We start from the raw sequence: 23,212 nt of genomic DNA, 5'->3' as shown, positions 1-23,212 counted from the left end.
GCGAAGCCCGGTCCCACACCCTCATGCCCAAATTCTGACCGGCTTGCCCGACTTCAGCCACACGCCGCCACGGCCTGTGGACAACCCTGCGGGACGAATCACCGAAAACGAGCCGATCAATCCCACATATCGGTCATATTTACTCCTAGTCTGACATTGCGCTCGCCTGTCCAGTCCACGGCGCTTGCGCACCTGTCGCACTCCGGCTATCGGGAAGGACGGCCTACGCCATGCCCGCAGATCTCGCCGTCATCGGACTCGGCCCCTACGGACTGCCTCTGGCGCAGGCCGCCGTCGCCGCCGGCATCCCCACCGTCGGGTTCCGCACCGGCCCCGAGCCCGGCTCCCTCAGCCCCGCCGAGCAGCGCCGCATGCTCGCACAGGGCTTCCGGGTCACCACCAGCGCGGCCGAGCTCGGCCGGGTGCGCACCGCCGTGATCTGCGCGCCCACCCCGCCCGCCGCGGACGGCGGGCTCGACCTCTCCCAGGTCGAGACGGCCGCCCGCACCCTCGCCGCGCAACTGCGCCCGCACACCACCGTGGTCCTGGAGTCCCCCGTGCCGCCCGGAACGACGGAGGGACCGCTGCTGCGCCTGCTGGAGTCCGGCTCGGGCCTGCGCGCGGGACGCGACTTCCACCTCGCCCACTCCCCCAGTCGGGTGGACCCGGGCAACCGCGACTTCACCCCCGCCAACACCCCGAAGGTCATCGGCGGCCTCACCCCCGCCTGCACCGAGTCGGCGGCGGCCTTCTACGGCCGGATCACCGACAAGGTGGTCCGCGCCCGCGGCCCGCGCGAGGCGGAGACGGTGCAGCTGCTGGAGACCAACTTCCGGCACGTCAACATCGCGCTGGTGAACGAGATGGCGGCCCTCTGCCACGACCTCGGCATCGACCTGTGGGACGTGCTGCGCTGCGCGGAGACCAAGCCCTTCGGCTACCTCGCGTTCCGCCCCGGCCCCGGCGTCGGCGGTCACACCGTCCCCCAGGACCTCACCGCGCACGCCGGCCGCACCCTGCGGATGGCGGAGCTGGCGCAGGAGGTCAACGGCCGCATGCCCCGGTACGTCGTGCAGCGCGCCGCCGCGCTGCTCAACGAGCACGGCAAGTCCGCCCGCGGCGCGCGCGTGCTGCTCCTCGGGGTCACCTACAAGGCCGACCTCGCCGACCTCCAGGGCAGCCCGGCACAGGAGATCGCGGTCCGCCTGATGGAGCTGGGCGCCTCCATCAGCTACCACGACCCGCACGTGCCGTCCTGGAACGTGGACCGCCCCGTCCCCCGCGCGGACTCCCTCTACGAGGCGGCAGCCGACGCCGACCTCACGATCCTGCTCCAGCAGCACCGCACCTACGACCTCCAGGGCCTCTCGGTGAAGGCCCAGCTCCTCCTGGACACCCGGGGCGCGACCCCGACGGGGGCGGCGCAGCGGTTGTGAGAGAGGGTCCGAACATCCGAGATCCAAGATCCACCTCCTCCGGCACTTCACCGTCGACAGACGGAGCCGATGCCAGCGGGTAGGCCGGTGGTGGCGCCCCAGGGGCGCCGTCCAGGACACCAGCGGCCTCCACCGGGCACATCGTCGTGAACAGGCGCCGGCGCCACCGCGCGCCCCCGCAACGCCACGGGCGCTCCTCGCGACCTCCTGGGCACGCAGAGGGGCCGGTCACCCGTTCAGGTGACCGGCCCCTTTCGCGTGCCGTGGGAAAGTCCGCCCGGCGACTACCGGCGGTGCTGGGAGTCCGCCACCGTCACCTCGACGCGCTGGAACTCCTTCAGCTCGCTGTAGCCCGTGGTGGCCATGGCGCGGCGCAGGGCGCCGAACAGGTTCATCGAGCCGTCGGGGGTGTGGGACGGCCCGGTGAGGATCTCCTCCAGCGTGCCGACCGTGCCGAGGTCGACCTTCTTGCCGCGCGGCAGCTCCTCGTTGACGGCCTCCATGCCCCAGTGGTGGCCCCGGCCCGGCGCGTCCGTCGCGCGGGCCAGCGGGGAGCCCATCATCACGGAGTCCGCGCCGCAGGCGATCGCCTTGGGCAGGTCGCCGGACCAGCCGACGCCGCCGTCCGCGATGACGTGCACGTACCGGCCGCCGGACTCGTCCATGTAGTCGCGGCGGGCCGCGGCCACGTCGGCGACGGCGGTGGCCATCGGGACCTGGATGCCCAGCACGTTGCGCGTGGTGTGCGCGGCGCCGCCGCCGAAGCCGACGAGGACGCCCGCCGCACCGGTGCGCATCAGGTGCAGCGCGGCCGTGTAGGTGGCGCAGCCGCCGACGATCACCGGGACGTCGAGCTCGTAGATGAACTGCTTCAGGTTGAGCGGCTCGTGCGAGCCGGAGACGTGCTCCGCGGAGACCGTGGTGCCGCGGATGACGAAGATGTCCACGCCCGCGTCGACGACGGCCTTGGAGAACTGGACGGTGCGCTGCGGGGAGAGCGCGGCGGCGGTGACCACGCCCGAGTCGCGCACCTCCTTGAGGCGCTGCCCGATCAGCTCCTCCTTGATGGGAGCGGCGTAGATCTCCTGGAGGCGGCGGGTGGCCGCGTCGTCGGGCAGGCCGACGACCTCGTCCAGCAGCGGCTGCGGGTCCTCGTGCCGGGTCCACAGGCCCTCGAGGTTCAGCACGCCGAGGCCGCCGAGCTCGCCGATGCGGATCGCGGTGGCCGGCGAGACGACCGAGTCCATGGGAGCGGCCAGGAACGGCAACTCGAAGCGGTAGGCGTCGATCTGCCAGGCGATCGAGACCTCCTTCGGGTCCCGCGTACGGCGGCTGGGGACGACGGCGATGTCGTCGAAGGCGTACGCCCGGCGGCCGCGCTTGCCGCGCCCGATCTCGATCTCAGTCACGTCTGTGGCCTTTCCCTGATGCGTTGCAGCGCCTTCCAGTATCCCCGACGGCCACGGCGCCCACCGCCCCGGACGTCACGCGAGGGCGGCCCCGGTGGCCCGGAGCCGCCCTCGGGAAGCCCGCCGCTACTGACGGCTGTAGTTCGGTGCCTCGACCGTCATCTGGATGTCGTGCGGGTGGCTCTCCTTGAGGCCCGCGGAGGTGATCCGGACGAAGCGGCCGTTGTCCTGGAGCTCAGGCACGGTCCTGCCGCCGACGTAGAACATCGACTGGCGCAGGCCGCCGACCAGCTGGTGGACGACGGACGACAGCGGACCGCGGTAGGGCACCTGGCCCTCGATGCCCTCGGGCACCAGCTGCTCGTCGGAGGCGACGCCCTCCTGGAAGTAGCGGTCCTTGGAGAACGACTTGCGGTCGCCGCGCGTCTGCATGGCACCGAGCGAGCCCATGCCGCGGTACGACTTGAACTGCTTGCCGTTGATGAACATCAGCTCGCCCGGGGACTCCTCGCAGCCCGCGAGCAGCGAGCCGAGCATCACCGTGTCGGCGCCGGCGACGAGCGCCTTGGCGATGTCGCCGGAGTACTGCAGACCGCCGTCGCCGATGACCGGGACGCCGGCCTCCTTGGCGGCCAGCGCGGCCTCGTAGATCGCGGTGACCTGCGGGACGCCGACGCCGGCGACGACGCGGGTGGTGCAGATGGAGCCGGGGCCGACACCGACCTTGATGCCGTCGCAGCCCGCGTCCACCAGCGCCTTGGCGCCGTCACGGGTGGCGATGTTGCCGCCGATCACGTCGACGCCGGAGGAGTTCGACTTGATCTTGGCGACCATGTCACCGACGAGCCGCGAGTGGCCGTGCGCGGTGTCGACGACGATGAAGTCGACGCCCGCCTCGATCAGCGCCTGGGCGCGCTCGAAGGCGTCACCGGCGACACCGACGGCCGCGCCGACCAGCAGGCGGCCCTCGCCGTCCTTGGCCGCGTTGGGGTACTTCTCGGCCTTGACGAAGTCCTTGACCGTGATCAGGCCCTTGAGCACGCCGTGGTCGTCGACCAGCGGGAGCTTCTCGATCTTGTGCCGGCGCAGCAGCTCCATGGCCTCCGGACCGGAGATGCCGACCTTGCCGGTGACCAGCGGCATCGGCGTCATGACCTCGCGCACCTGACGGGAGCGGTCGGTCTCGAAGGCCATGTCACGGTTGGTGACGATGCCGAGCAGCTTCTTGTTGCCGTCGGTCACCGGGACACCGCTGATCCGGAACTTGGCGCACAGGGCGTCGGCCTCGGCGAGCGTGGCGTCCGGGTGGATGGTGATGGGATCGGTGACCATGCCGGACTCGGACCGCTTCACCAGGTCGACCTGGTTGGCCTGGTCCTCGATGGACAGGTTGCGGTGCAGCACACCGACACCGCCCTGGCGGGCCATCGCGATCGCCATGCGGGACTCGGTCACCTTGTCCATGGCGGCGGACAGCAGCGGGATGTTGACCCGCACGTTCTTCGAGACGTACGAGGCGGTGTCGATCTCGTCGGGTGCCATGTCCGACGGGCCCGGCAGCAGCAGCACGTCGTCGTAGGTCAGCCCGAGTGTCGCGAATTTTCCGGGCACTCCGTCGACGTTGGCAGTCATGACACCTTCCCCAAATGGCCTTGATCGGTGCGGATGTCCATGCTAACGGGAAGCGTGGGTGTCTCATTCCACGGTTCCGCACGACTCCCGGCTTCGTATGTTCGTACGGGAACGGATGATCGTCCGTTCATGTGCGTCTCGCGCCTACGCGAAGAGACGGTGCCCGGGCGGGTGTTACTGCTCCGCCAGGGCTCGCAGCCGGCTCAGCGCGCGGTGCTGGGCCACCCGGACCGCGCCGGGTGACATTCCCAACATCTGACCTGTCTCCTCCGCGGTGAGTCCCACGGCGATGCGCAGCAGGATCAGCTCACGCTGGTTCTCGGGGAGGCTGGCCAGCAGTTTCTTGGCCCACTCGGCGTCGCTGCTGAGCAGGGCGCGCTCTTCCGGACCGAGGGAGTCGTCGGGCCGCTCCGGCATCTCGTCGGACGGCACGGCGGTCGATCCGGGGTGCCGCATCGCGGCGCGCTGGAGGTCGGCGACCTTGTGGGAGGCGATGGCGAAGATGAACGCCTCGAAGGGCCGGCCGGTGTCCTTGTAGCGGGGCAGCGCGAGCAGCACCGCCACGCAGACCTCCTGTGCGAGGTCCTCGACGAAGTGCCGGGCGTCGCCCGGCAGCCGGGACAGACGGGTCCGGCAGTAGCGCAGCGCGAGCGGGTGGACATGGGCGAGCAGGTCGTGCGTGGCCTGCTCGTCTCCGTCGACCGCGCGATGGACGAGCGCACCGATGGCGCCTGGGGCCGTGCCCGCCTCGTCGTCGCGCATCGGTCCATGGTGCCCTGCCGACGTCTGGTCCGCGGCACCGTGTCCCTGGTTGTGCACCGAAGCGTTATGAGCAGGTGCGCCGGAAGTCATCCCTTGCGCCCTCCCCTTCCGCTCGACCGACTCGTCCCCGAGGAACTCCACACCTCAAGGATGCGGCATCCGCCGCGAAACGAGCAGTGGGTGCCTCCCGGCCGCGGCGAACACCACGTCCGGGCCGTGCGCGGGCCCACACGGCGAGGCTGCCGCGAGGGTCTCCCGGCCCAGGTCCGGAGGGGTCCCCGGCACCGGGTGCGCTTCCCGCGCCGCGCGGGAAGGAAGAATCCGTCACACCAGCAGGGGCGTTCGGTGCACCGGCGTTCGGAACATCCCACCCGGGTCGGCAGCTCGGCACCACCCACACATCCCACCGGGTCGGCCGATCGGCACCGCCCACTGTCCGCATGACGCGCAGGGCCGACGACGCCGCCGTCCGTGCGCAGCGGGAGAGCGGCGACGCGACCGTCGGTACGACACGGGAGACCACGGGCCCCGACGCACGCGCGACGCGAGAACCCCCGGACGGCGACGCACGCATGATGCGAGCACCCCAGGGCATCGCCACGCACACAGCGAGGGAAATGCCGGACGCCGCCATCCGCGCAGCGAGGGAGACCCTGGGCGCCGCCCGTCGCACCGCAACGGGAACCTCGGGCGCCGCCACCCGTACCGCGTGGGAAACCGGCGCCGACGTCCGCCGCATCGCACACAGACGTCCGCGTGCCGGCCGTACCCACGGCCGTCGCACCGCCTCGTGCCGCGCACGGACCACCCGCCCGCAGCGCCGCACCCGCGGACCGCCCGCGACACCACGCCGACGGAACGCACGCACGCGCCCCGGCGGGGCTGCCGCTGGGCCGCCGTTCGCCGGACCCGGGCTGGGCACCGTATCGCGCGCCCGTCCGGGTCCGAGGGACGGGGCCTAGCGCACCAGACCCCACCGGAACCCGAGCGCCACCGCGTGCGCCCGGTCCGAGGCGCCGAGCTTCTTGAAGAGACGCCGCGCGTGGGTCTTCACCGTGTCCTCGGAGAGGAACAGCTCGCGGCCGATCTCCGCGTTGGAGCGGCCGTGGCTCATGCCTTCGAGGACCTGGATCTCACGCGCGGTGAGCGTGGGCGCCGCGCCCATCTCGGCCGAGCGCAGCCGACGCGGGGCGAGCCGCCAGGTCGGGTCGGCGAGCGCCTGTGTGACCGTGGCGCGAAGCTCCGCGCGCGAGGCGTCCTTGTGCAGGTAGCCGCGGGCCCCGGCGGCGACCGCGAGGGCCACGCCGTCCAGGTCCTCGGCGACCGTGAGCATGATGATCCGTGCTCCGGGATCGGCGGAGAGCAGCCGCCGCACTGTCTCGACGCCGCCCAGACCGGGCATGCGTACGTCCATCAGGATCAGGTCCGAGCGGTCGGCACCCCAGCGGCGGAGGACTTCCTCGCCGTTGGCCGCCGTCGTCACGCGCTCGACACCGGGCACGGTCGCGACCGCGCGGCGGAGCGCCTCTCGGGCAAGCGGGGAGTCGTCGCAGACGAGGACGGAAGTCATGGCCGCCCTCCGCAGCTGATGCGCGTCACCTTGAGCCTCCAGGCTGGTACGAAATCGTCACCTGTGCGGTCGACCGTCTCGGACGCCTGCCCGAGCGCTTGTTCCTTCAACCGCCTCGCACTCTCAACGACGGTCACTCGAAAGAGTTACGGGGCCGTCTGCCATCTTCGGCACTCTACGTGAGGAGGTGCTCACGGTGGAGACATGCGCGACGTACCCCCGAACTTTCATCACAACCCATGCCCCATTTAGACCCTTTTCTTCCCCTTCGTCGGTGTCCGGAGCTAGATTCGCAATGAGTCATATTTTCATCTCCTTTGATCGTAGTTGTACGGTCGTGGACATCGGATCCGCCCGAGTAACGGCTACAAGGGGTCACGCAATGGCAGATTTCTCCCGCCTTCCCGGACCGAACGCGGACCTGTGGGACTGGCAGCTCCTGGCTGCCTGCCGCGGGGTGGACAGCTCGCTCTTCTTCCACCCGGAGGGCGAACGCGGCGCCGCGCGCAGTGCACGCGAGAACTCGGCCAAAGAGGTGTGCATGAGGTGCCCTGTGCGCGCCGAGTGCGCCGCCCACGCGCTGGCCGTGCGCGAGCCGTACGGCGTGTGGGGCGGCCTGACCGAGGACGAGCGCGAAGAGCTGATGGGGCGGGCCCGCAACCGGCTGGTCTCCGCGTCGGGTGCCGCCGGGCACGCAACCGCCTCGAACACCTGAAGGAACGTTTCTCCAGAAGGAACCGTCACCAGAACCGGCGGGCACGCGCGCGTGCCCTTCATCCGTCACCTGGCGGCCGTCGCCGCCAGCTTCTCCAGCGTCGCGGTGACCGCGGGCACCTGGGCGAGGTCCGGGAGGGTGAGCGCGACGATCTCCCGCCGCACGGCGGGCTCCAGGGCCACGGTCCGCACACCGCGGGGCCGCACCGACTCGAGTGCGAGCTGGGGCAGGACCGCGACACCCAGTCCCGCGCCGACCAGGCCGGCCACCGCCGGGTAGTCGTCGGTGGCGAAGTCGATGCGCGGGGTGAAGCCGGCCGTCTCGCACACCTCCACCAGCTGACCCCGGCAGCGCGGACAGCCCGCGATCCACGGTTCGTCCGCGAGTTCGCCGATCGCGACGGACTCCGCGCGCGCCAGCTTGTGCCGTTCCGGCACCAGCGCCACCAGGCGGTCCGACAGCAGCGGCCGCACCACCAGGTCGTCCCACTCCTCCGCGCCCTCGTACCGGAAGGCGAGGGCCACGTCGCAGTCGCCCTCGCGCAGCAGCTCGACGGAGCGCGGCGGTTCGGCCTCCTCCAGCGAGACCCGGGTGCCGGGATGCGCGTCGCGCAGGGCGGCGAGCGCGGTCGGCACGAGCGTGGAGCTGCCGCTGGGGAACGACACCAGACGGACTCGTCCGGCGCGCAGCCCGGCGATGGCCGCGACCTCCTCCTCGGCGGCGGTGAGCCCGGAGAGGATGCCCGCCGCGTGCCGCACCAGCGCCTCACCGGCCTGGGTCAGCCGCATCTCGCGGCCGGAGCGGATGAGCAGCGGCGTGCCGACGGACGCCTCCAGGGCCTTCATCTGCTGGCTGACGGCGGGCTGGGTGCATCCCAGCTCGCGGGCGGCGGCGGAGAAGGAGCCGGTGGAGGCCACGGCGCGCAGCACACGGAGGTGGCGGGCTTCGATCACCCTGCCAGGGTACCCGCAGGGATAAGCCACCCTTTGGTCAACGGGGCATTATTGCGTCGACGCTTTGATGCACATGGCTTACCGTGCAGCGCATGAAGCTTCTCTCTGTGAACCTGGGCCGCCCCAAGGCCGTGCCGTACACGGGCCAGCGCGACGGTCTGACCGGCATCGACAAGCGTCCGGTGGACGGGCCGGTGCGGGTGGCGGCGCCGGGGCCGAAGAGCGTCGGCGGGAGCGGCCTGGCCGGTGACGCGGTCTGCGAGACGCGGCACCACGGCGGGGACGACCAGGCGGTGTACGCGGTGGCCCGCGAGGACCTCGACGAGTGGGAGCGCGCGCTGGGGCGCACACTGTCCAACGGCTCCTTCGGCGAGAACCTCACCACCGAGGGCATCGACGTGTCCGGCGCCCTGATCGGCGAGCGCTGGGCGGTGGGTCCGGAGGTCGTCCTGGAGGTCACCTCGGGACGCATCCCGTGCCGTACGTTCCAGGGCCATCTGGAGGAGAAGGGCTGGATCAAGCGGTTCACGGAGCGGGGCGCGCCGGGGGCGTACTTCCGGGTGATCACTCCCGGCGAGGTGCGCGCGGGCGACGCCGTACGGATCGTCCACCGCCCGGACCACGAGGTGACGGTGGCCCTGCAGTTCCGTGCCGTGACCACGGAGCGCGACCTGCTCCCCCGGCTGCTGGCGGCCCATGAGGCGCTGCACCCGGAGGCGCTGGCGCGGGCGCGGGCACACGTGGAGAAGTACGAGGCGGCCGCCGAGGTGTGACGGTGCGTCGGACTCCGCCGGGATCGGTCGGCGGAGCCGCCGCACCCGGAACCGACCGCGACCGAACGCAGAGCGGACGGCGAACGCATGCGGGGCGAATGCACGGCGCATGCGGGGCGGATTCAGAGCGGACGCTTCCGCTCCGGGGTCACTAGTCTTGCGCCATGACAACGGCTCTGATTACGGGATCGACGGCTGGGATCGGTGCCGCGTTCGCGCGGCGGCTGGCGGCCGACGGGCATGACCTGGTGCTGGTGGCCAGGAACACCGGCCGGCTGCGGGAACAGGCCACCGAGCTGCACGACCGCCACGGCATCGAGGCGGAGGTGCTGACCGCCGACCTGGCGGAGGACAAGGGCATCGAAGCGGTCGCCCAACGGCTCGGTGACCGCAAGAACCCCGTCGACCTGCTGATCAACAACGCCGGTTTCGGGCACAAGGGCCGCTACCTCGAAGTCCCCATGTCCGACGAGCTGATGATGCTCAAGGTCCACTGCGAGGCCGTGCTCCGGCTCACCTCGGCGGCGGTGGAGGCGATGCGGGAGCGCGGGCGGGGCGGTGTCGTGAACGTCGCCTCGACGGCCGCGTTCCTGCCGCGCGGGACGTACGGCGCGTCGAAGGCGTGGGTCGTGCAGTTCACCCAGGGCGCGGCGCAGGACCTGGCAGGCCAGGGCGTGCGTCTGATGGCGCTGTGCCCCGGCTTCGTACGGACCGAGTTCCACCAGCGGGCCGGGATGGGCACGGACAACATTCCCGGGTGGATGTGGCTGGACGCGGACAAGGTCGTCGCGGCGGCGCTGGCGGACCTGGCCCGGGGCAGGACGCTCTCCGTCCCGGACCCCCGGTACAAGGTGCTGCTCGGGGCGTCCAAGCTGGTCCCGCGCGGAATGATGGGCGGGCTCTCCTCGCGGACGGGACGCAAGTACGGCCCCCGCTGACGACGGCGGGACGCGGACCTCCCCCCGGAGGAAGATGGGACGTGACAGCCCAGCCCAGCCCGGACCGACGGGGGCCGGAGGTGACGTCATGACCTTTGTACAGCTCATCGACTGCAGGACGAACCGGTTCGAGGAGATGGACCGGCTCCTGGACCAGTGGGTGGAGCAGACCAGGGGGAGGCGGACGGCGACGCACGCGGTCGTCGGAAAGGACCGCACCGACACGTCGCACCTGGTGGAGATCGTGGAGTTCCCGTCGTACGAGGAGGCGGTACGGAACGCGCGGCTGCCGGAGACGGACCGGATCTTCCGCGAGATGAGCGCCCTGTGCCAGGGCACGCCGACCGTCACCGACCTGGACGTGGTGCGCGACGCGCGGCTGAACGGGGACACGGCACGGCGGTTCTTCGAGGTCGCGACCGCCTCGGACGACCTGTCCCCGCTGACGGGCCTGGTCGAGGAGGACTACCACGACCACGATCCGTCCAACGAGCAGGACGTCCACGGCCTGGACCGGCTCCGCCGCGAGCTGGACACGTGGCGCGCCGGCTTCGACTTCACGTTCCGCGTCGAGGACCGGATCGCCCAGGCGGACCGCGTGTGCACCCGATGGAGCTGGGACGGCATCCACAAGGGCGACTTCCTCGGCCTGCCGGCCACGGGCAACAGGGTCACCATGACCGGCGCGACGATCCTCCGCTTCAGCACGGAGGGCAAGATCGCCGAGGGCTGGTGGCAGTACGACCGCCTGGGCCTGATGGCGCAGTTGGGGGCGGTGGAACCGGCGGGACGGTGACCGGGAGGTGCGCGCGCCCGCCCGGTGTCCCGTTCTTACGGCCGGTCCCCACGGCCCCGTGGGGGCGAACACCGATCTCCCTGCCCGTGGGTGTGAGGGGGTTCTCGTCCGAGGCCCGCACGGGCCGTCACGGGAGGGGGTTACAACCATCCCCGATCGTCGCGCGTCACAGACGCAGAAGTGGAGGTGAGGTCCCCGACCAGGGCGGGCGCTCCCTCCTGAGGATCGCACCGAAGGACGTGGGCGCCATGGCCGTCCGTACCCCGTACCGCTCGCCTCGCGGGCTCACCGCTGTCGTCGCGCTGGTCGCACTCGGGGCCGTCGGCTGCTCGGACGTGTCCGAGGCTGTCGACGGCGCCAAGGACGGGGCGAAGAAGGCCGCGCGTCAGCGGTCGGTGTTCTCGCTGGACGTCGGGGACTGCTACAACCCGAACGGCAAGGCGGAGGGCGAGGCGTACCTCGTGGAGATCGTGCCCTGCGCCGAGGCGCACCAGGGCCAGGTCATCGGTGAGTTCGAGATGGAGCAGGGCCGGAAGTACCCCGGCGAGGACGCCGTCACGACGATCGCGGACACCCGCTGTCCCGTCGAGGCGCAGAAGTACGCCCCGGACACCTGGGCACTGCCCCAGGGTGTCGGCCTGTCCTACTACACCCCGACCGCCGAGAGCTGGGCGACGGACGACCGCCTCGTCAGCTGCACGTACAGCCTGGACAAGGGCACGTTCAAGGGGTCGCTGGACACCGCGAAGACCTTCGAGCCGGAGCAGCTCACGTACCTCAAGGGCTCCAACGCGGTGTACGAGGCCCTGTGGGCCAACCAGCCGGAGACGGACGACATCGAGGGTGACCTGGACGCCTACCAGGCTCAGGCCAAGGCCCTCGCCGCCGCCCTCGACACCCATGTCAAGGGGCTGAAGGGCGTCCGGGGCGCCGAGGTCGGCACGCTGCGCGGGACGCTGGCCAAGGCGGCCGGCGAGTGGCGGAAGGCCGCGAACGCCGGCGACCTCGACACGTTCTACGTCGCCTACGACGCCGGGTTCACCCTCATCGACCCGAACAAGTCGGTCGCCGCCCGCAAGGAACTGGGCCTGGCCACCACCGTCCCGGCCGACGAGGCCGAGGTCTGGGCCCCCTGACCTCGGGTGACCGGTCGCCCGGCCCTGGCCTAGTCGCCCCCGCCGCCCCCTCCTCCCCCGTCGCTCCCTCCGCCGTCGCCGCCCCCGTCCCCGGCGTCGCCGCCGTCGCTGCCCCAGCCGTCGCCACCGCCGGGTTCGTTGTCGTCGCGGCCGCGGCCGAGGTTGGTGAACCAGGGCTGGTCCCAGGCCGTGTCGTCCACCGGGTGGCGGGGGTTCGTGGTGCGGAACCTCGCCAGGCCCGTCGCGTCGCCGAGGCCGAAGGACACCGCGACCAGGTGGGCCAGCACGGCGTCCAGCGGGTCGGGGCTCTCGTGGCGGACGTCAACCAGCGGTAGCAGCAAGGTGCCGGGGGCGGGGGCCGCCCCGCGGGGCGGGCGGGTCAGCAGGGCGACCCGCGTCTCACCGCGCAGCAGCCAGGAGCTCGCCGCGTCCTCACGTCGCAGGGTCCACTGCCGGTCGGGCAGACGGATCTCCACCGTGCTCCTGGACTTGCGGAACTTCTTGCGCAGCGACAGCTGTGCGACGGCGTCCCCCACGGTCAGGACCAGCCCCGTGCCCCCGGCGCCGTCGTTGCCGAGGAAGCCGTACGGTGCCCGCAGCCGTACGGCGGGTGCGTACGGGCCCCAGACGTCCGCGCGGACCTGGCGGCGGTCCACGGCGACCGTGACCGGGCCGGCCGGGCCGGGCGCGTGGCGGCGGGCGATCCACAGCGGCACGCCCTCCTCCCGCGCCCGCGCGGCGAGGGCGGCGACCTGCCCGGGGCCGCCGCACCGGCGCACCGCCAGCTCGCCCAGCGCGCGGGCGAACGCGGCGGCCTGACGGGTCCTCACGGGCCCGCAGGTGCCGGTGGCCCGGGTGACGGGCACGGCGCCGGCGCCCTGGGGCAGCGATTCCAGGGGCCGTTCGGCGCCCCCGCCGCCGAGCCAGGCACCCCGCAGGAACGCATCCGCCATGGCGGCGAGGTTCAGCTCCTCCAACGGGGTCGTCCGGCCCCCCCGGCGCAGCCCGGCCTCGCTGAGACGCACGGTCCGCGCGAGCGGATTGCGTGAGCGTTCTCCGTAGAGCGCCTGGTCCATCGCCGTCCCCCTGAGTCGTTCCGGCCGCCGTGTGCACAGACTCCGGGCGGGGCATGATCGGTTCCAGGACGGGCGGGAGCGTCCGCCGGGCCCGCGGTGGGTACGGCGAAGGCCCGGCTCCGCGTCCGGGTGGACGGGGAGCCGGGCCCTCACTCGGTGTCCGGCGACCTCAGGTCGTCGGTGCGGCCTCGGGGTCGTCACGGCCTCGCGGCCGTCAGTGCGACGTCCGGGTCGTCAGTGGGCGTGGCCGTGGCCGTGACCACCGGCGGCCGGCTCTTCCTCTTCCTTCTTCTCGACGACCAGGGTCTCGGTCGTCAGGAGGAGGGAGGCGATGGAGGCGGCGTTCTCCAGGGCGGAGCGGGTCACCTTGACCGGGTCGATGACGCCGGCCTTGACCAGGTCGCCGTACTCGCCGGTGGCGGCGTTGTATCCGCTGCCCTTCTCCAGCTCGGCGACCTTGGAGACGATGACGTAGCCCTCGAGGCCGGCGTTCTCGGCGATCCAGCGCAGCGGCTCGACGGCGGCCTTGCGGACCACGGAGACACCGGTGGCCTCGTCGCCGGTCTTGCCGAGGTTGCCCTCGAGGACCTTGACGGCGTGGACCAGCGCGGAGCCACCACCGGAGACGATGCCCTCCTCGACCGCGGCGCGGGTCGCGGAGATGGCGTCCTCCAGACGGTGCTTCTTCTCCTTCAGCTCCACCTCGGTGGCGGCGCCGACCTTGATCACGCACACGCCGCCGGCGAGCTTCGCGAGGCGCTCCTGGAGCTTCTCGCGGTCCCAGTCGGAGTCCGTGGCCTCGATCTCGGCCTTGATCTGGCCGACGCGGCCGTGCACGTCCTCCTTCTTGCCGGCACCGTCGACGATGGTGGTGTCGTCCTTGGTGACGGTGACGCGGCGGGCGGAGCCGAGCACGTCCAGGCCGACCTGGTCGAGCTTGAGGCCGACCTCCTCGGAGACGACCGTGGCGCCGGTGAGGACGGCCATGTCCTGCAGCATCGCCTTGCGGCGGTCACCGAAGCCGGGCGCCTTGACGGCGACGGCGTTGAAGGTGCCGCGGATCTTGTTGACGACGAGGGTGGACAGGGCCTCGCCCTCGACGTCCTCGGCGATGATCAGCAGCGGCTTGGAGGCGTTGGCCTGGATGACCTTCTCCAGCAGCGGCAGCAGGTCCGCGATGGCGGAGATCTTGCCCTGCGTGATCAGGATCTGCGGCTCGTCGAGGACGGCCTCCATGCGCTCCTGGTCCGTCACGAAGTACGGCGACAGGTAACCCTTGTCGAAGGCCATGCCCTCGGTGAAGTCCAGCTCCAGCCCGAAGGTGTTGGACTCCTCGACGGTGATGACACCGTCCTTGCCGACCTTGTCCATCGCCTCGGCGATGAGCTCGCCGACCTGCTGGTCCTGGGCGGACAGCGCGGCGACCGCGGCGATGTCGGACTTCTCGTCGATCGGGCGCGCGGTCGCGAGGAGGTCCTCGGACACGGCGGCGACGGCGGCGTCGATGCCCTTCTTCAGGGCGGCCGGGGAAGCACCGGCGGCGACGTTCTTCAGGCCCTCGCGGACCAGCGCCTGGGCCAGCACGGTGGCGGTGGTGGTGCCGTCACCCGCGATGTCGTTGGTCTTGGTCGCCACCTCCTTCACCAGCTGCGCGCCGAGGTTCTCGTACGGGTCCTCGATCTCCACCTCGCGGGCGATCGTGACACCGTCGTTGGTGATGGTGGGGGCGCCGAACTTCTTGTCGATGACGACGTTGCGGCCCTTGGGGCCGATCGTCACCTTCACCGTGTCGGCAAGCTTGTTGACGCCGCGCTCGAGGGCGCGACGGGCGTCCTCGTCGAACTTCAGGATCTTCGCCATGGCAGCGGGAGCCCTCTCGGAAATCTAGATGAAATCACTGCGCCCCTGGGCCGCCCGGCTCCTTGTCGGATGCTGGGGCCAGGGGCGCAGTGTTCGAGCAGAAGTACTTGCTACGAGATCGAGGTCTCCGGGGCAGGCCCCGGGGTCCTCCTACTTCTCGACGATCGCGAGGACGTCGCGGGCCGAGAGGACGAGGTACTCCTCGCCGTTGTACTTGACCTCGGTGCCGCCGTACTTGCTGTACAGAACGACGTCGCCGACCTTCACGTCGAGCTCGACGCGCTTGCCGTCCTCGATGCGGCCCGGACCGATGGCCAGGACGACGCCCTCCTGGGGCTTCTCCTTGGCAGTGTCCGGAATGACCAGGCCCGAAGCCGTGGTCTGCTCGGCGTCGAGCGGCTGGACCACGATGCGGTCCTCGAGCGGCTTGATGGCAACCTTGGAGCTGGCGGTCGTCACGATCCGACCTCCCCCTTCGGAGATCTCACGGGGTTAACTGTCTGAGGTGGCGACCAGGTCGATCCGTCGTCGCGGGTGCCGGACCTGCCCGTCGCGTGTTGGCACTCTCCAGGGGGGAGTGCCAGACCTGAGACTATGACCGCGATTAGCACTCGGTCAAGCGGAGTGCCAATTGCCGTGCGGCGCGTCGGGGGGTGGGGGGCGTTTTCCGGCGCGGGGTGGTGTGGTGCCGGTGTCGGTGTGGCCGCCCTCGGGGGCTGCGCCCCCGGACCCCCCTGCCGGCCCTTCGGGCCTCGTCCTCAAGCGCCGGACGGGCTGGATGTGGCGCCGGACGGGCTGGGAGTGGCCCCGGCCGGGCCGGAAGTGGCCGGGCCTGGATGCCGGCCCACGTGGTCCTCGAGTCTGCCCACCTTCAAGTCCCGCTCGTCCAGTTCCGCCAGGAGCCGTGTCGTGCGGTCCGCGAGCGACAGGGGCGGGGCCTCGCCCGACGGTACGGAGACGATGTCGCCGGGGAGCAGCCGGTGCGGGCCGTGGGCGTACGTGAGGTGGCCGTCCGGTTCTAGGGTCACGCGCCACAGCACCACCGCCGCGATGCCGCAGTCGGCGGCGGCGCGCAGCGTGGTGGTGTCGTACGTGCCGTACGGCGGGCGGAAGAGGCGGGGGCGGATGCCGAAGCGGGACGCCAGCTTGCGCTGCTGGCCGCAGATCTGGGCGCGCTGCCCGGCGTAGGGCAGGCCGGGCAGGGCGGGGTGGTCCAGGGTGTGGTTCTGCAGGTTCGCGCCGACCGCGCGCAGGCGGGCGAAGTGGCCGTATCCGGGGCCCATCACGCTGTCGGTGAGGAACATGCTGACGGGCAGCCGGCGCTCGCGCACCAGGTCGATGAAGCGGGGGTCGCGTTCGGCACCGTCGTCGTAGGTGAGGAAGACGGTGCCGTCGTCGGTCGTGACGTGGTCGACGACCGGCGGGAGCGGGGCGGTGGCGGCGGCCGTCGGTGCGGCCCGGGAGGACACGTGCCCGGCGCCGGGCGCCGCGCACCCGGCGGCGGCCGCGGCGAGCAGGACGAGCGCCGCGGGGAGGGGCCACGGAGCCCCGCGCCACCTCACAGGTAGTCCTCCAGCCTGCCCACGGCGTACCCCTCGGCCGTGACCTTGTCGAGGAAGCGGCGGATCATGTCCGGCATGGTGCCCTTCCAGTCGTCACGGCCCCGGAAGTGGGAGAGCACGATGTCACCGGGGTGGATCTTGCGGTCCCACTCGCGGTACTCCCAGTGGTCGGCGAAGACCTCCTCGTTCCACAGCGGGACGTGGGTGATCCCGCAGCTCTTGGCGGCGCGCAGGGTGTTCTTGTCGTAGTTGCCGTAGGGCGGGCGGAAGAGGACCGGGCGGGTGCCGTAGTGCTCCTCGACGACGTCCTGCATGCCGCAGATCTCCCGCTTCTGCCGGGCACGGGAGAGCGCCGGCAGATAGGGGTGGTGGAGCGTGTGGTTGTGCAGGCTCACGCCCCGCTTCTGCATGTCCTTGAAGTAGCCGTAGTCGTCGTTGACGACGTAGTCGCTGAGGAAGGCGCTGTACGGCACCTTCAGCTCGCTCATCATCCGCAGGAACTCGGGGTCCTTCTCGGCGCCGTCGTCGATGGTGAGGAACACGACCTTCTCCTCGACGGGGACGGTGGTGAACACCGGCGGGAGATCCAGCCGTTCATGGCCGTCGACCTCGAACCCCTCGCGGGTGGTGATCCTCGGCTTCTCGGCCGGCGGCGGTGGCGCGGCCAGCGGGACCTTCTTCAGGCCCCAGCGCTTGGCGGCGGCGGCCCGCGCGGCCTGTGCGGCGCGCAGCTTGCCCGCGTAGGAGTCGAGTGCGCGGGCCGGGGGTGCCTGGAGGGGCTGCTGGCCGCCGGCCGGTTCGGCCGGCTCGCGGTCCTGGCCGCAGCCCGAGGCGAGGACGGCGAGAGCGAGGACCGCGAGGCCGGTCCGTACCCCCACCCGCGTCCACTTCTTATCGTTTTGTCCTACTACTCGCATGGGCCCGGATCCTCGCAGCCGACCGGGCCGCTCCCGGCCCGACACCGCGGCCGGGGGCACACGGTCCACCGACTGGCCCACAATGACCCGGTGAACGACCTCGCCCCGCTCCTCACCCCCGAAGGCCGCGCCCTCCTCGACGAGGTGCGCGACACCGATCCCGCCCGCGAACTCGCCGTCGCGACCCGGCTGCGCCGCGACCACCCCGCCGAGCTGGTCTCGGCCGCGCTCGGCCAGGCGCGGCTGCGGCAGCGGGCGGTGGCGAAGTTCGGGGCGGAGGACGCGTCGCGGATGTTCTTCACCCCGAACGGGGTCGAGCAGTCGACCCGCCGCAGTGTCGCCGAGTACCGGGCGGAGTGCCTGCGGGCGGCCGGGGTGCGGTCGGTCGCGGACCTGTGCTGCGGGATCGGCGGGGACGCGATCGCCGTCGCCCGCGCCGGCATCCGGGTGCTGGCCGTCGACCGGGACCCGCTGACCTGCCAGGCCGCCCGCGCCAACGCCGGCGCGCTCGGGCTCGCCGGCCTGATCGAGGTGCGCGAGGCGGACGTGACGGAGGTGGACACGGCCGGGTACGACGCCGTGTTCGTCGACCCGGCCCGGCGCTCCTCCAGGCGCGGCCGGATCTTCGACCCGGAGGCCTACTCCCCGCCCCTGTCCTGGGCGGTGTCCGCCGCGCTGAAGGCCCCGCTCGGCCTGCTGAAGATCGCTCCCGGCATCCCGCACGAGGCGATCCCCGCCGAGGCGACGGCCGAGTGGGTCTCCGACGGCGGGGACGTGAAGGAAGCCATGCTGTGGTTCGGCTCCGGGGTGACGCCGGGGGCGCGGCGGGCGACCCTGCTGCCCGCCGCGGCCGGGATCCACTCCACCCCCGCCACCCTGCTGCCGGACCCCGCGGTCCGGCCGGTCGGGCGGTACCTGTACGAGCCCGACGGCGCCGTCATCCGCGCCCATCTGGTCGCCCAGGTGGCCGAGGAGGTCAGGGGCGGGCTGATCGACCCGACCATCGCCTACGTCACCGCCGACGACCTGCACCGCACCCCGTACGCCACCGCCTACGAGATCACCGATCAGCTGCCCTTCAACGTCAAGAAGCTGAAGGCGCTGCTGCGGGAGCGCGAGGTGGGTGTCCTCACCGTCAAGAAGCGCGGCTCGGCCGTAGAGCCGGAGGAACTGCGCCGCAAGGCCCTGCCGAAGCCGCACGGCACCGCGTCGGTCACGGTCTTCCTGACCCGCGTCGCCGGCGCACCCACGATGCTCCTGGGCCACCCGGCACCGTGACCGGCCGCCGTCGGCCGGCGCGCGCAAGCCGGCCGGCGGCGCGGGCGTCGCGCGCCTGATCGGCCGCCGTCAGCCACCCGACGGGCTCCGGCCGCCGGGCACGCCGGCCAGAACCACCCAGGTCCCCTCCCGGCGGCGTTCCGGCACCCCCGGCGACGGCCCGCCGCCCCGCGCACGCCGACCTGTCACCGCCCCCGCGCACGCCTGACGCTCACCCGCCTAGGTCCCTCGCGCGACGTAGCAGCAGCTCCCGTTCCCGTGCGTTGCCCGCCAGCCGGGCCGCTCGCGTGAACTCGGCCCGGGCCTCGTCCGTGCGGCCGAGGCGGGCCAGGAGGTCGCCGCGGACGCTCGGCAGCAGGTGGTAGTCGCGCAGCGCCGGCACCTCGGTCAGCGCGTCCACCAGCGGCAGCGCCGCCTCCGGTCCCTCCGCCATGGAGACGGCGACCGCGCGGTTGAGCTCGACCACCGGCGAGGCCGTGCGGGCGGCGAGCAGGCCGTAGAGGGCGGCGATGCGCGGCCAGTCGGTCTCCTCGTAGCGGTAGGCGTGCGCGTGGCAGGCGGCGATGGCCGCCTGGAGGGCGTACGGGCCCGGAGGCCCGGAGGCGACGGCGTCGGCGCGGGCCAGCGCGGCCACCCCTCGGCCGATGAGCAGGCGGTTCCAGCGGGCGCGGTTCTGGTCCTTGAGCAGCACCGGCGCACCGTCGGGGCCGGTGCGGGCGGCGGTCCGGGACGCCTGGAGCTCCAGCAGCGCGGTCAGCCCGTGCACCTCGGGTTCCTTCGGCATCAGCCCGGACAGCACACGGGCCAGCCGCAGCGCGTCCTCGCACAGGGCGGGTCGCAGCCAGTCGTCGCCGGCCGTGGCGGCGTACCCCTCGTTGAAGATCAGGTAGATGACGTCGAGGACCGAGCCGAGCCGGGCCTCGCGGTCGGGCCCGTACGGCACCTCGAAGGCGACGTTCCGCCGGGCCAGGGTGCGCTTGGCGCGCACGATGCGCTGCGCCACCGTCGGCTCGGGCACGAGGAAGGCGCGGGCGATCTCGGCGGTGGTCAGACCGCCGAGCAGCCGCAGGGTGAGGGCGGTGCGGGCCTCGGCGGAGAGCGCCGGGTGGCAGACGGTGAAGACGAGCCGCAGCAGGTCGTCGTCGATGTCGTCCGGGTCGGCGGGCACCTCGGGCGGGGCGGTCACCGTGGCCGCGTCCCGGCCGATCTCGGCCAATTTGCGGGCGTAGGTCTCGCGGCGGCGGACCAGGTCGACGGCGCGGTTGCGGGCGGTGGTCATGAGCCAGGCGCCCGGGTTGTCGGGGACCCCGTCCCGCGGCCACTGCTCCAGGGCCGCGACGAGGGCGTCCTGGGCGAGTTCCTCGGCGATGCCGACGTCCCGGACGATCCGGGTGACCCCGGCGATCACCCGGGGGAACTCCATGCGGAACACGGTCTCGACGTCCCGGCCGCGTCTCCGGCCGGCCCGGTCCGCTCCGGTCCGCCCGTCCCGTCCGGTCCGGCGGTGGGCTGTGGTGTCACAGCCCACCATCAGACACCCGTACGGCGGTGAGGCCAAGCGGGCCCGGCGGGCCGGGACGTCAGCCCTCCTCGATCTCCCGGACCTCGCAGGTCACCGTCCAGTGCGGCTCGTGCACCTTCAGGAACCGCTTGGTCCACTCGATCGCCTCGGCCCGGTCCTTGGCCTGGAGGAGGGCGTACCCGCCGATGACCTCCTTGGTCTCGGTGAACGGCCCGTCGGTCACGGACAGCCGGCCGCCCTCGTAGTGCACCCGGGTGCCCTGGGCGGTCGGGGTCAGCCCGGCGGTGTCGAGCAGGACTCCGTTCTTGGTCATCTCCTCGATCAGCTCGCCCATGCGCTGCATCAGCTCGGGGCTGGGCCGCCCTCGGGGGAGTTGTTCTCGTCGATCCGGATGAGGGAGAGATAGCGGGGCATGGTGGCTCCTCGTGGTGGGCGGGCCGGGTCCTTCCCGGCCTCTCACCCCTGCGTCGAACGGCGGGGACGGCAATCGACACCAGCACAAAGATTTTTTCTCCGGTGCGCGGCCCGCGCACGTCGCCTCACCTCGGCGAGACCCCGAGCATGCGCGTCGCCTCACTTCAGCGACGCCCAGAGTTGTTCTGCCTCCGGCTCGTCGGCCACGACCCGGTTGGGATCGGACGGGGCGGGCAGCACCGGCATGGTCACCGTGGTGACGCGGTCGGCGGTCAGGCCCCGCAGGCTGCGGGCGAAGCGGGTCAGTTCGCCGAGGGAGTCCAGGCCGGTGTCGGTGGTGAGGCCGGCGGTGGCGGCGTCGGCGACCTCGTAGAGCACGGTGGGGCCGGTCAGCAGGTCCAGCTCGGTGATCTGCCGGACCAGTGCCTTCACCAGGCCCTGCTGGAGCGCGATGCGGCCCAGGTCGCTGCCGTCGCCGACGTCGTAACGGGTTCGGGCCAGTGCGAGGGCCTGGGTGCCGTCCAGGTGGTGGGTGCCGGCGTCCAGCGTGAGGTGGCTGCGGTCGTCGTCGATGTCCTGCCGGGTCGTGACGGTCACCCCGCCGAGCGCGTCGACCAGGCGTGCGAACCCGGCGAAGTCGATCTCCAGGTAGTGGTCCATGCGGACACCGGTGAGTGTCTCAACGGTCTTCACCGCGCACACCGGCCCGCCCACCTCGTACGCGGTGTGGAACATGACGCCCGAGGCCGGGCGCGTCGACTCCCCGTCGTCCAGGGGGCAGGACGGCCGGTCGACGAGGGTGTCGCGCGGGATGCTGACCACCGTCGCGGCGGTGCGCCCGGCGTCGAGGTGGACGACCATCGCGGTGTCGGACCGGGCGCTGCCGCCCTCCCCGCCGCCCAGCCGCCGGTTCTCCGCGCCGCTGCGCGAGTCCGAGCCGAGCACCAGGAGGTTCAGGGACCCGGTCGGCAGGGGCGAGGCGTCGGCGGCCGCGTACGGCGACGGGGACGGCGTGGTCACGCCCTTGGCGGGGCGGTCGTCCCCCAGGGCGTGGTCGATGTCGACCCCGCGGATGTTGCCGTCGAGACGCAGATACGCCCAGGCCGCCGCGCCCGCGCCCAGCACCAGCAGTCCGGCGAGCACGCCCCCGAGGATCTTCGGCGCCCGTCTCCGCCGCCGGGCGGGCGGTATGTCCGCGCCCCCGGCGTCCCCTCCGCCGCTGTCCCCGCTCGTCCCCTGATGTCCCGTCACAATCAGGAACGTACGTCCGAATTATGACGGGCGGCGCTTCCCGGCCGTTTTTCTCGGGAAATTCTCAGACACGGAACGATCCCGGCCACACGGCCGGATCGGACGCCCTGCCGGATCGGACGCCTTGCCGGACCGGACCGCCGACCGGGTCAGACCCTCCCGGGCGGGGCCGTGCTGCTGCGCACCACCAGGCTGGTCGCCAGCTCCACCCGGGTCGCCGTGGAGCTGTCCTCGCCCTTGCCGAGGTCGAGGACCAGCCTGGCCGCCGCCTCCGCCATCTCCGTCAGCGGCTGCCGCACGGTCGTCAGGGGTGGCCCCACCCAGCGGGCCACCGGCAGGTCGTCGAACCCGACCACGCTCAGGTCCTCCGGGATCCGCAACCCCAGCTCACGCGCCGCCTCGTACAGCCCGAGCGCCTGGAGGTCGTTGCCGGCGAAGACCGCGGTGGGCCGGTCCTCGCGGCGCAGCAGGGCGAGACCCAGCTGGTAGCCGGCGTCGTGGTGGAAGTCGCCGGTCACGATCAGCTCCGGGTCGACCGGCAGCCCGGCGGTGTCCAGGGCGGCCCGGTACCCGTCGACGCGGGCCCGGCTGCACATCATCCGCGAGGGCCCGCTGATCGCCCCGATGCGGGTGTGGCCCAGCTCGACCAGATGCCGGGTGGCCGCGAGGCCGCCCTGCCAGTTGGTCGCGCCGATGGAGGGCACGTCGGTGCCCGGGTCACCGGCCGGGTCCATGACCACGAAGGGGATGGAACGGCTGGTCAGCAGCGCCCTGCCGGACTCGTCGAGGCCGGACAGCACGAGGATCACGCCGTGCGGGCGGCGGGCGGCCACCTGGTCGGCCCAGGTGCGGCCCGGCGTGAGCCGTCCGGCGCTCTCGGAGAGCACGACGCTCAGCCCGGCGTCCCGTGCGACGTTCTCCACGCCCCGGATGACCTCCATCGCCCAGGCGCTCTCCAGCTCGTGGAAGACCAGGTCGATCAGGGGCGACCGGGTGGCCTCGGCGCGACGGCGCCGGTAGCCGTGGGTGCGCAGCAGCTCCTCGACCCGGGAGCGGGTACCCGGGGCGACGTCGGCGCGGCCGTTGAGCACCTTCGAAACAGTCGGCGCGGAGACACCCGCCTCGCGGGCGATCTCGGCGAGCGTCGCGGTCTGCGAGCTGCGCCCGTTGGTCCGGGTCTCAGCGGGCTGCGGAGAAGTCATGGCGGCGATC

The 23,212-nt window shown here is 72.4% G+C and carries 20 protein-coding genes and 1 pseudogene; 7 read left to right on the top strand and 14 right to left on the bottom strand.

The annotated features are described in order from the left end of the window. The first annotated feature begins 230 nt into the window (after nt 1-230). Entirely contained in the window at nt 231-1,436 is a 1,206-nt protein-coding gene (locus F3L20_RS03705) for a nucleotide sugar dehydrogenase (protein WP_150152155.1), read from the top strand. A 284-nt stretch (nt 1,437-1,720) separates the two neighbouring features. Here F3L20_RS03705 and F3L20_RS03700 read toward each other — a convergent pair whose 3' ends face one another. From F3L20_RS03700 to F3L20_RS03685, 4 genes are all read right to left on the bottom strand, one after another. After that, nucleotides 1,721-2,845, bottom strand: coding sequence for a GuaB3 family IMP dehydrogenase-related protein (locus F3L20_RS03700; RefSeq protein ID WP_150152153.1), 1,125 nt, complete (start codon nt 2,843-2,845; stop codon nt 1,721-1,723). Between the two features lie 126 nt (nt 2,846-2,971). Next, entirely contained in the window at nt 2,972-4,477 is a 1,506-nt protein-coding gene (gene guaB, locus F3L20_RS03695; protein WP_145829979.1) for an IMP dehydrogenase, read from the bottom strand. Nucleotides 4,478-4,651: 174 nt separating this feature from the next. Beyond that, nucleotides 4,652-5,239, bottom strand: coding sequence for a sigma-70 family RNA polymerase sigma factor (locus F3L20_RS03690; RefSeq protein ID WP_024883245.1), 588 nt, complete (start codon nt 5,237-5,239; stop codon nt 4,652-4,654). A 958-nt stretch (nt 5,240-6,197) separates the two neighbouring features. Then, nucleotides 6,198-6,809, bottom strand: a complete 612-nt coding sequence (locus F3L20_RS03685) for a response regulator transcription factor (protein WP_003948568.1) — start codon at nt 6,807-6,809, stop codon at nt 6,198-6,200. Between the two features lie 382 nt (nt 6,810-7,191). On the opposite strand from F3L20_RS03685, the gene F3L20_RS03680 reads away from it, so the two are divergent. Next, nucleotides 7,192-7,524 carry a WhiB family transcriptional regulator gene (locus F3L20_RS03680; RefSeq protein WP_024883244.1) on the top strand — a complete coding sequence of 111 codons (333 nt, stop codon included), beginning with the start codon at nt 7,192-7,194 and terminating at the stop codon, nt 7,522-7,524. 65 nt (nt 7,525-7,589) lie between these two features. Here F3L20_RS03680 and F3L20_RS03675 read toward each other — a convergent pair whose 3' ends face one another. After that, nucleotides 7,590-8,477 (bottom strand): LysR family transcriptional regulator, encoded by an 888-nt coding sequence (locus tag F3L20_RS03675; protein WP_150152151.1) that lies wholly within the window; start codon nt 8,475-8,477, stop codon nt 7,590-7,592. Nucleotides 8,478-8,569: 92 nt separating this feature from the next. Between F3L20_RS03675 and F3L20_RS03670 the strand changes: the two genes are divergently transcribed. From F3L20_RS03670 to F3L20_RS03655, 4 genes are all read left to right on the top strand, one after another. Beyond that, nucleotides 8,570-9,250, top strand: coding sequence for an MOSC domain-containing protein (locus F3L20_RS03670; protein WP_150152149.1), 681 nt, complete (start codon nt 8,570-8,572; stop codon nt 9,248-9,250). A gap of 164 nt (nt 9,251-9,414) precedes the next feature. Beyond that, the gene (locus F3L20_RS03665; RefSeq protein WP_150152147.1) at nt 9,415-10,188 is read left to right on the top strand and encodes an SDR family NAD(P)-dependent oxidoreductase; all 774 of its coding nucleotides are present in this window, start codon (nt 9,415-9,417) and stop codon (nt 10,186-10,188) included. Between the two features lie 88 nt (nt 10,189-10,276). Next, complete coding sequence (locus tag F3L20_RS03660; RefSeq protein WP_150152145.1) at nt 10,277-10,984, top strand: ester cyclase; 708 nt, start codon at nt 10,277-10,279, stop codon at nt 10,982-10,984. 248 nt (nt 10,985-11,232) lie between these two features. After that, nucleotides 11,233-12,120, top strand: coding sequence for a septum formation family protein (locus F3L20_RS03655; RefSeq protein ID WP_150152143.1), 888 nt, complete (start codon nt 11,233-11,235; stop codon nt 12,118-12,120). A 29-nt stretch (nt 12,121-12,149) separates the two neighbouring features. Here F3L20_RS03655 and F3L20_RS03650 read toward each other — a convergent pair whose 3' ends face one another. The 5 genes from F3L20_RS03650 to F3L20_RS03625 all read right to left on the bottom strand — a co-directional run bounded on the left by F3L20_RS03650 (nt 12,150) and on the right by F3L20_RS03625 (nt 17,535). After that, nucleotides 12,150-13,196 (bottom strand): hypothetical protein, encoded by a 1,047-nt coding sequence (locus F3L20_RS03650; protein WP_150152140.1) that lies wholly within the window; start codon nt 13,194-13,196, stop codon nt 12,150-12,152. Nucleotides 13,197-13,430: 234 nt separating this feature from the next. Further along, entirely contained in the window at nt 13,431-15,056 is a 1,626-nt protein-coding gene (gene groL / locus F3L20_RS03645) for a chaperonin GroEL (RefSeq protein ID WP_150152137.1), read from the bottom strand. Nucleotides 15,057-15,206: 150 nt separating this feature from the next. Then, entirely contained in the window at nt 15,207-15,515 is a 309-nt protein-coding gene (gene groES, locus F3L20_RS03640; protein ID WP_073932713.1) for a co-chaperone GroES, read from the bottom strand. Between the two features lie 299 nt (nt 15,516-15,814). Then, nucleotides 15,815-16,618, bottom strand: coding sequence for a polysaccharide deacetylase family protein (locus tag F3L20_RS03630; protein WP_150152134.1), 804 nt, complete (start codon nt 16,616-16,618; stop codon nt 15,815-15,817). Next, nucleotides 16,615-17,535 carry a polysaccharide deacetylase family protein gene (locus tag F3L20_RS03625; protein ID WP_150152131.1) on the bottom strand — a complete coding sequence of 307 codons (921 nt, stop codon included), beginning with the start codon at nt 17,533-17,535 and terminating at the stop codon, nt 16,615-16,617. The genes F3L20_RS03630 and F3L20_RS03625 overlap by 4 nt, the downstream gene beginning before the upstream one ends. A gap of 90 nt (nt 17,536-17,625) precedes the next feature. Between F3L20_RS03625 and F3L20_RS03620 the strand changes: the two genes are divergently transcribed. Further along, nucleotides 17,626-18,813: a THUMP-like domain-containing protein gene (locus F3L20_RS03620; protein ID WP_150152128.1), complete on the top strand. Its 1,188-nt coding sequence runs from the start codon at nt 17,626-17,628 to the stop codon at nt 18,811-18,813. A 211-nt stretch (nt 18,814-19,024) separates the two neighbouring features. Here the strand turns inward: F3L20_RS03620 and F3L20_RS03615 are convergent, their stop codons facing one another. From F3L20_RS03615 to F3L20_RS03600, 4 genes and pseudogenes are all read right to left on the bottom strand, one after another. Further along, entirely contained in the window at nt 19,025-20,236 is a 1,212-nt protein-coding gene (locus F3L20_RS03615) for an RNA polymerase sigma factor (protein WP_240810829.1), read from the bottom strand. A 157-nt stretch (nt 20,237-20,393) separates the two neighbouring features. Beyond that, a pseudogene (locus tag F3L20_RS03610) lies at nt 20,394-20,749 on the bottom strand (YciI family protein). A gap of 159 nt (nt 20,750-20,908) precedes the next feature. After that, on the bottom strand, nt 20,909-21,892 hold the full coding sequence (locus F3L20_RS03605) for an LCP family protein (RefSeq protein WP_150157205.1): 984 nt from the start codon (nt 21,890-21,892) through the stop codon (nt 20,909-20,911). Nucleotides 21,893-22,149: 257 nt separating this feature from the next. Continuing rightward, a complete protein-coding gene (locus F3L20_RS03600) occupies nt 22,150-23,202 on the bottom strand; it encodes a LacI family DNA-binding transcriptional regulator (protein WP_150152122.1) in 1,053 nt (350 codons plus the stop codon). Nucleotides 23,203-23,212: the final 10 nt, after the last annotated feature.

The organism is Streptomyces tendae, assembly GCF_008632955.1.
Taxonomy (GTDB): Bacteria; Actinomycetota; Actinomycetes; order Streptomycetales; family Streptomycetaceae; genus Streptomyces.
This window is presented reverse-complemented; position numbering and strand designations above follow the sequence as displayed.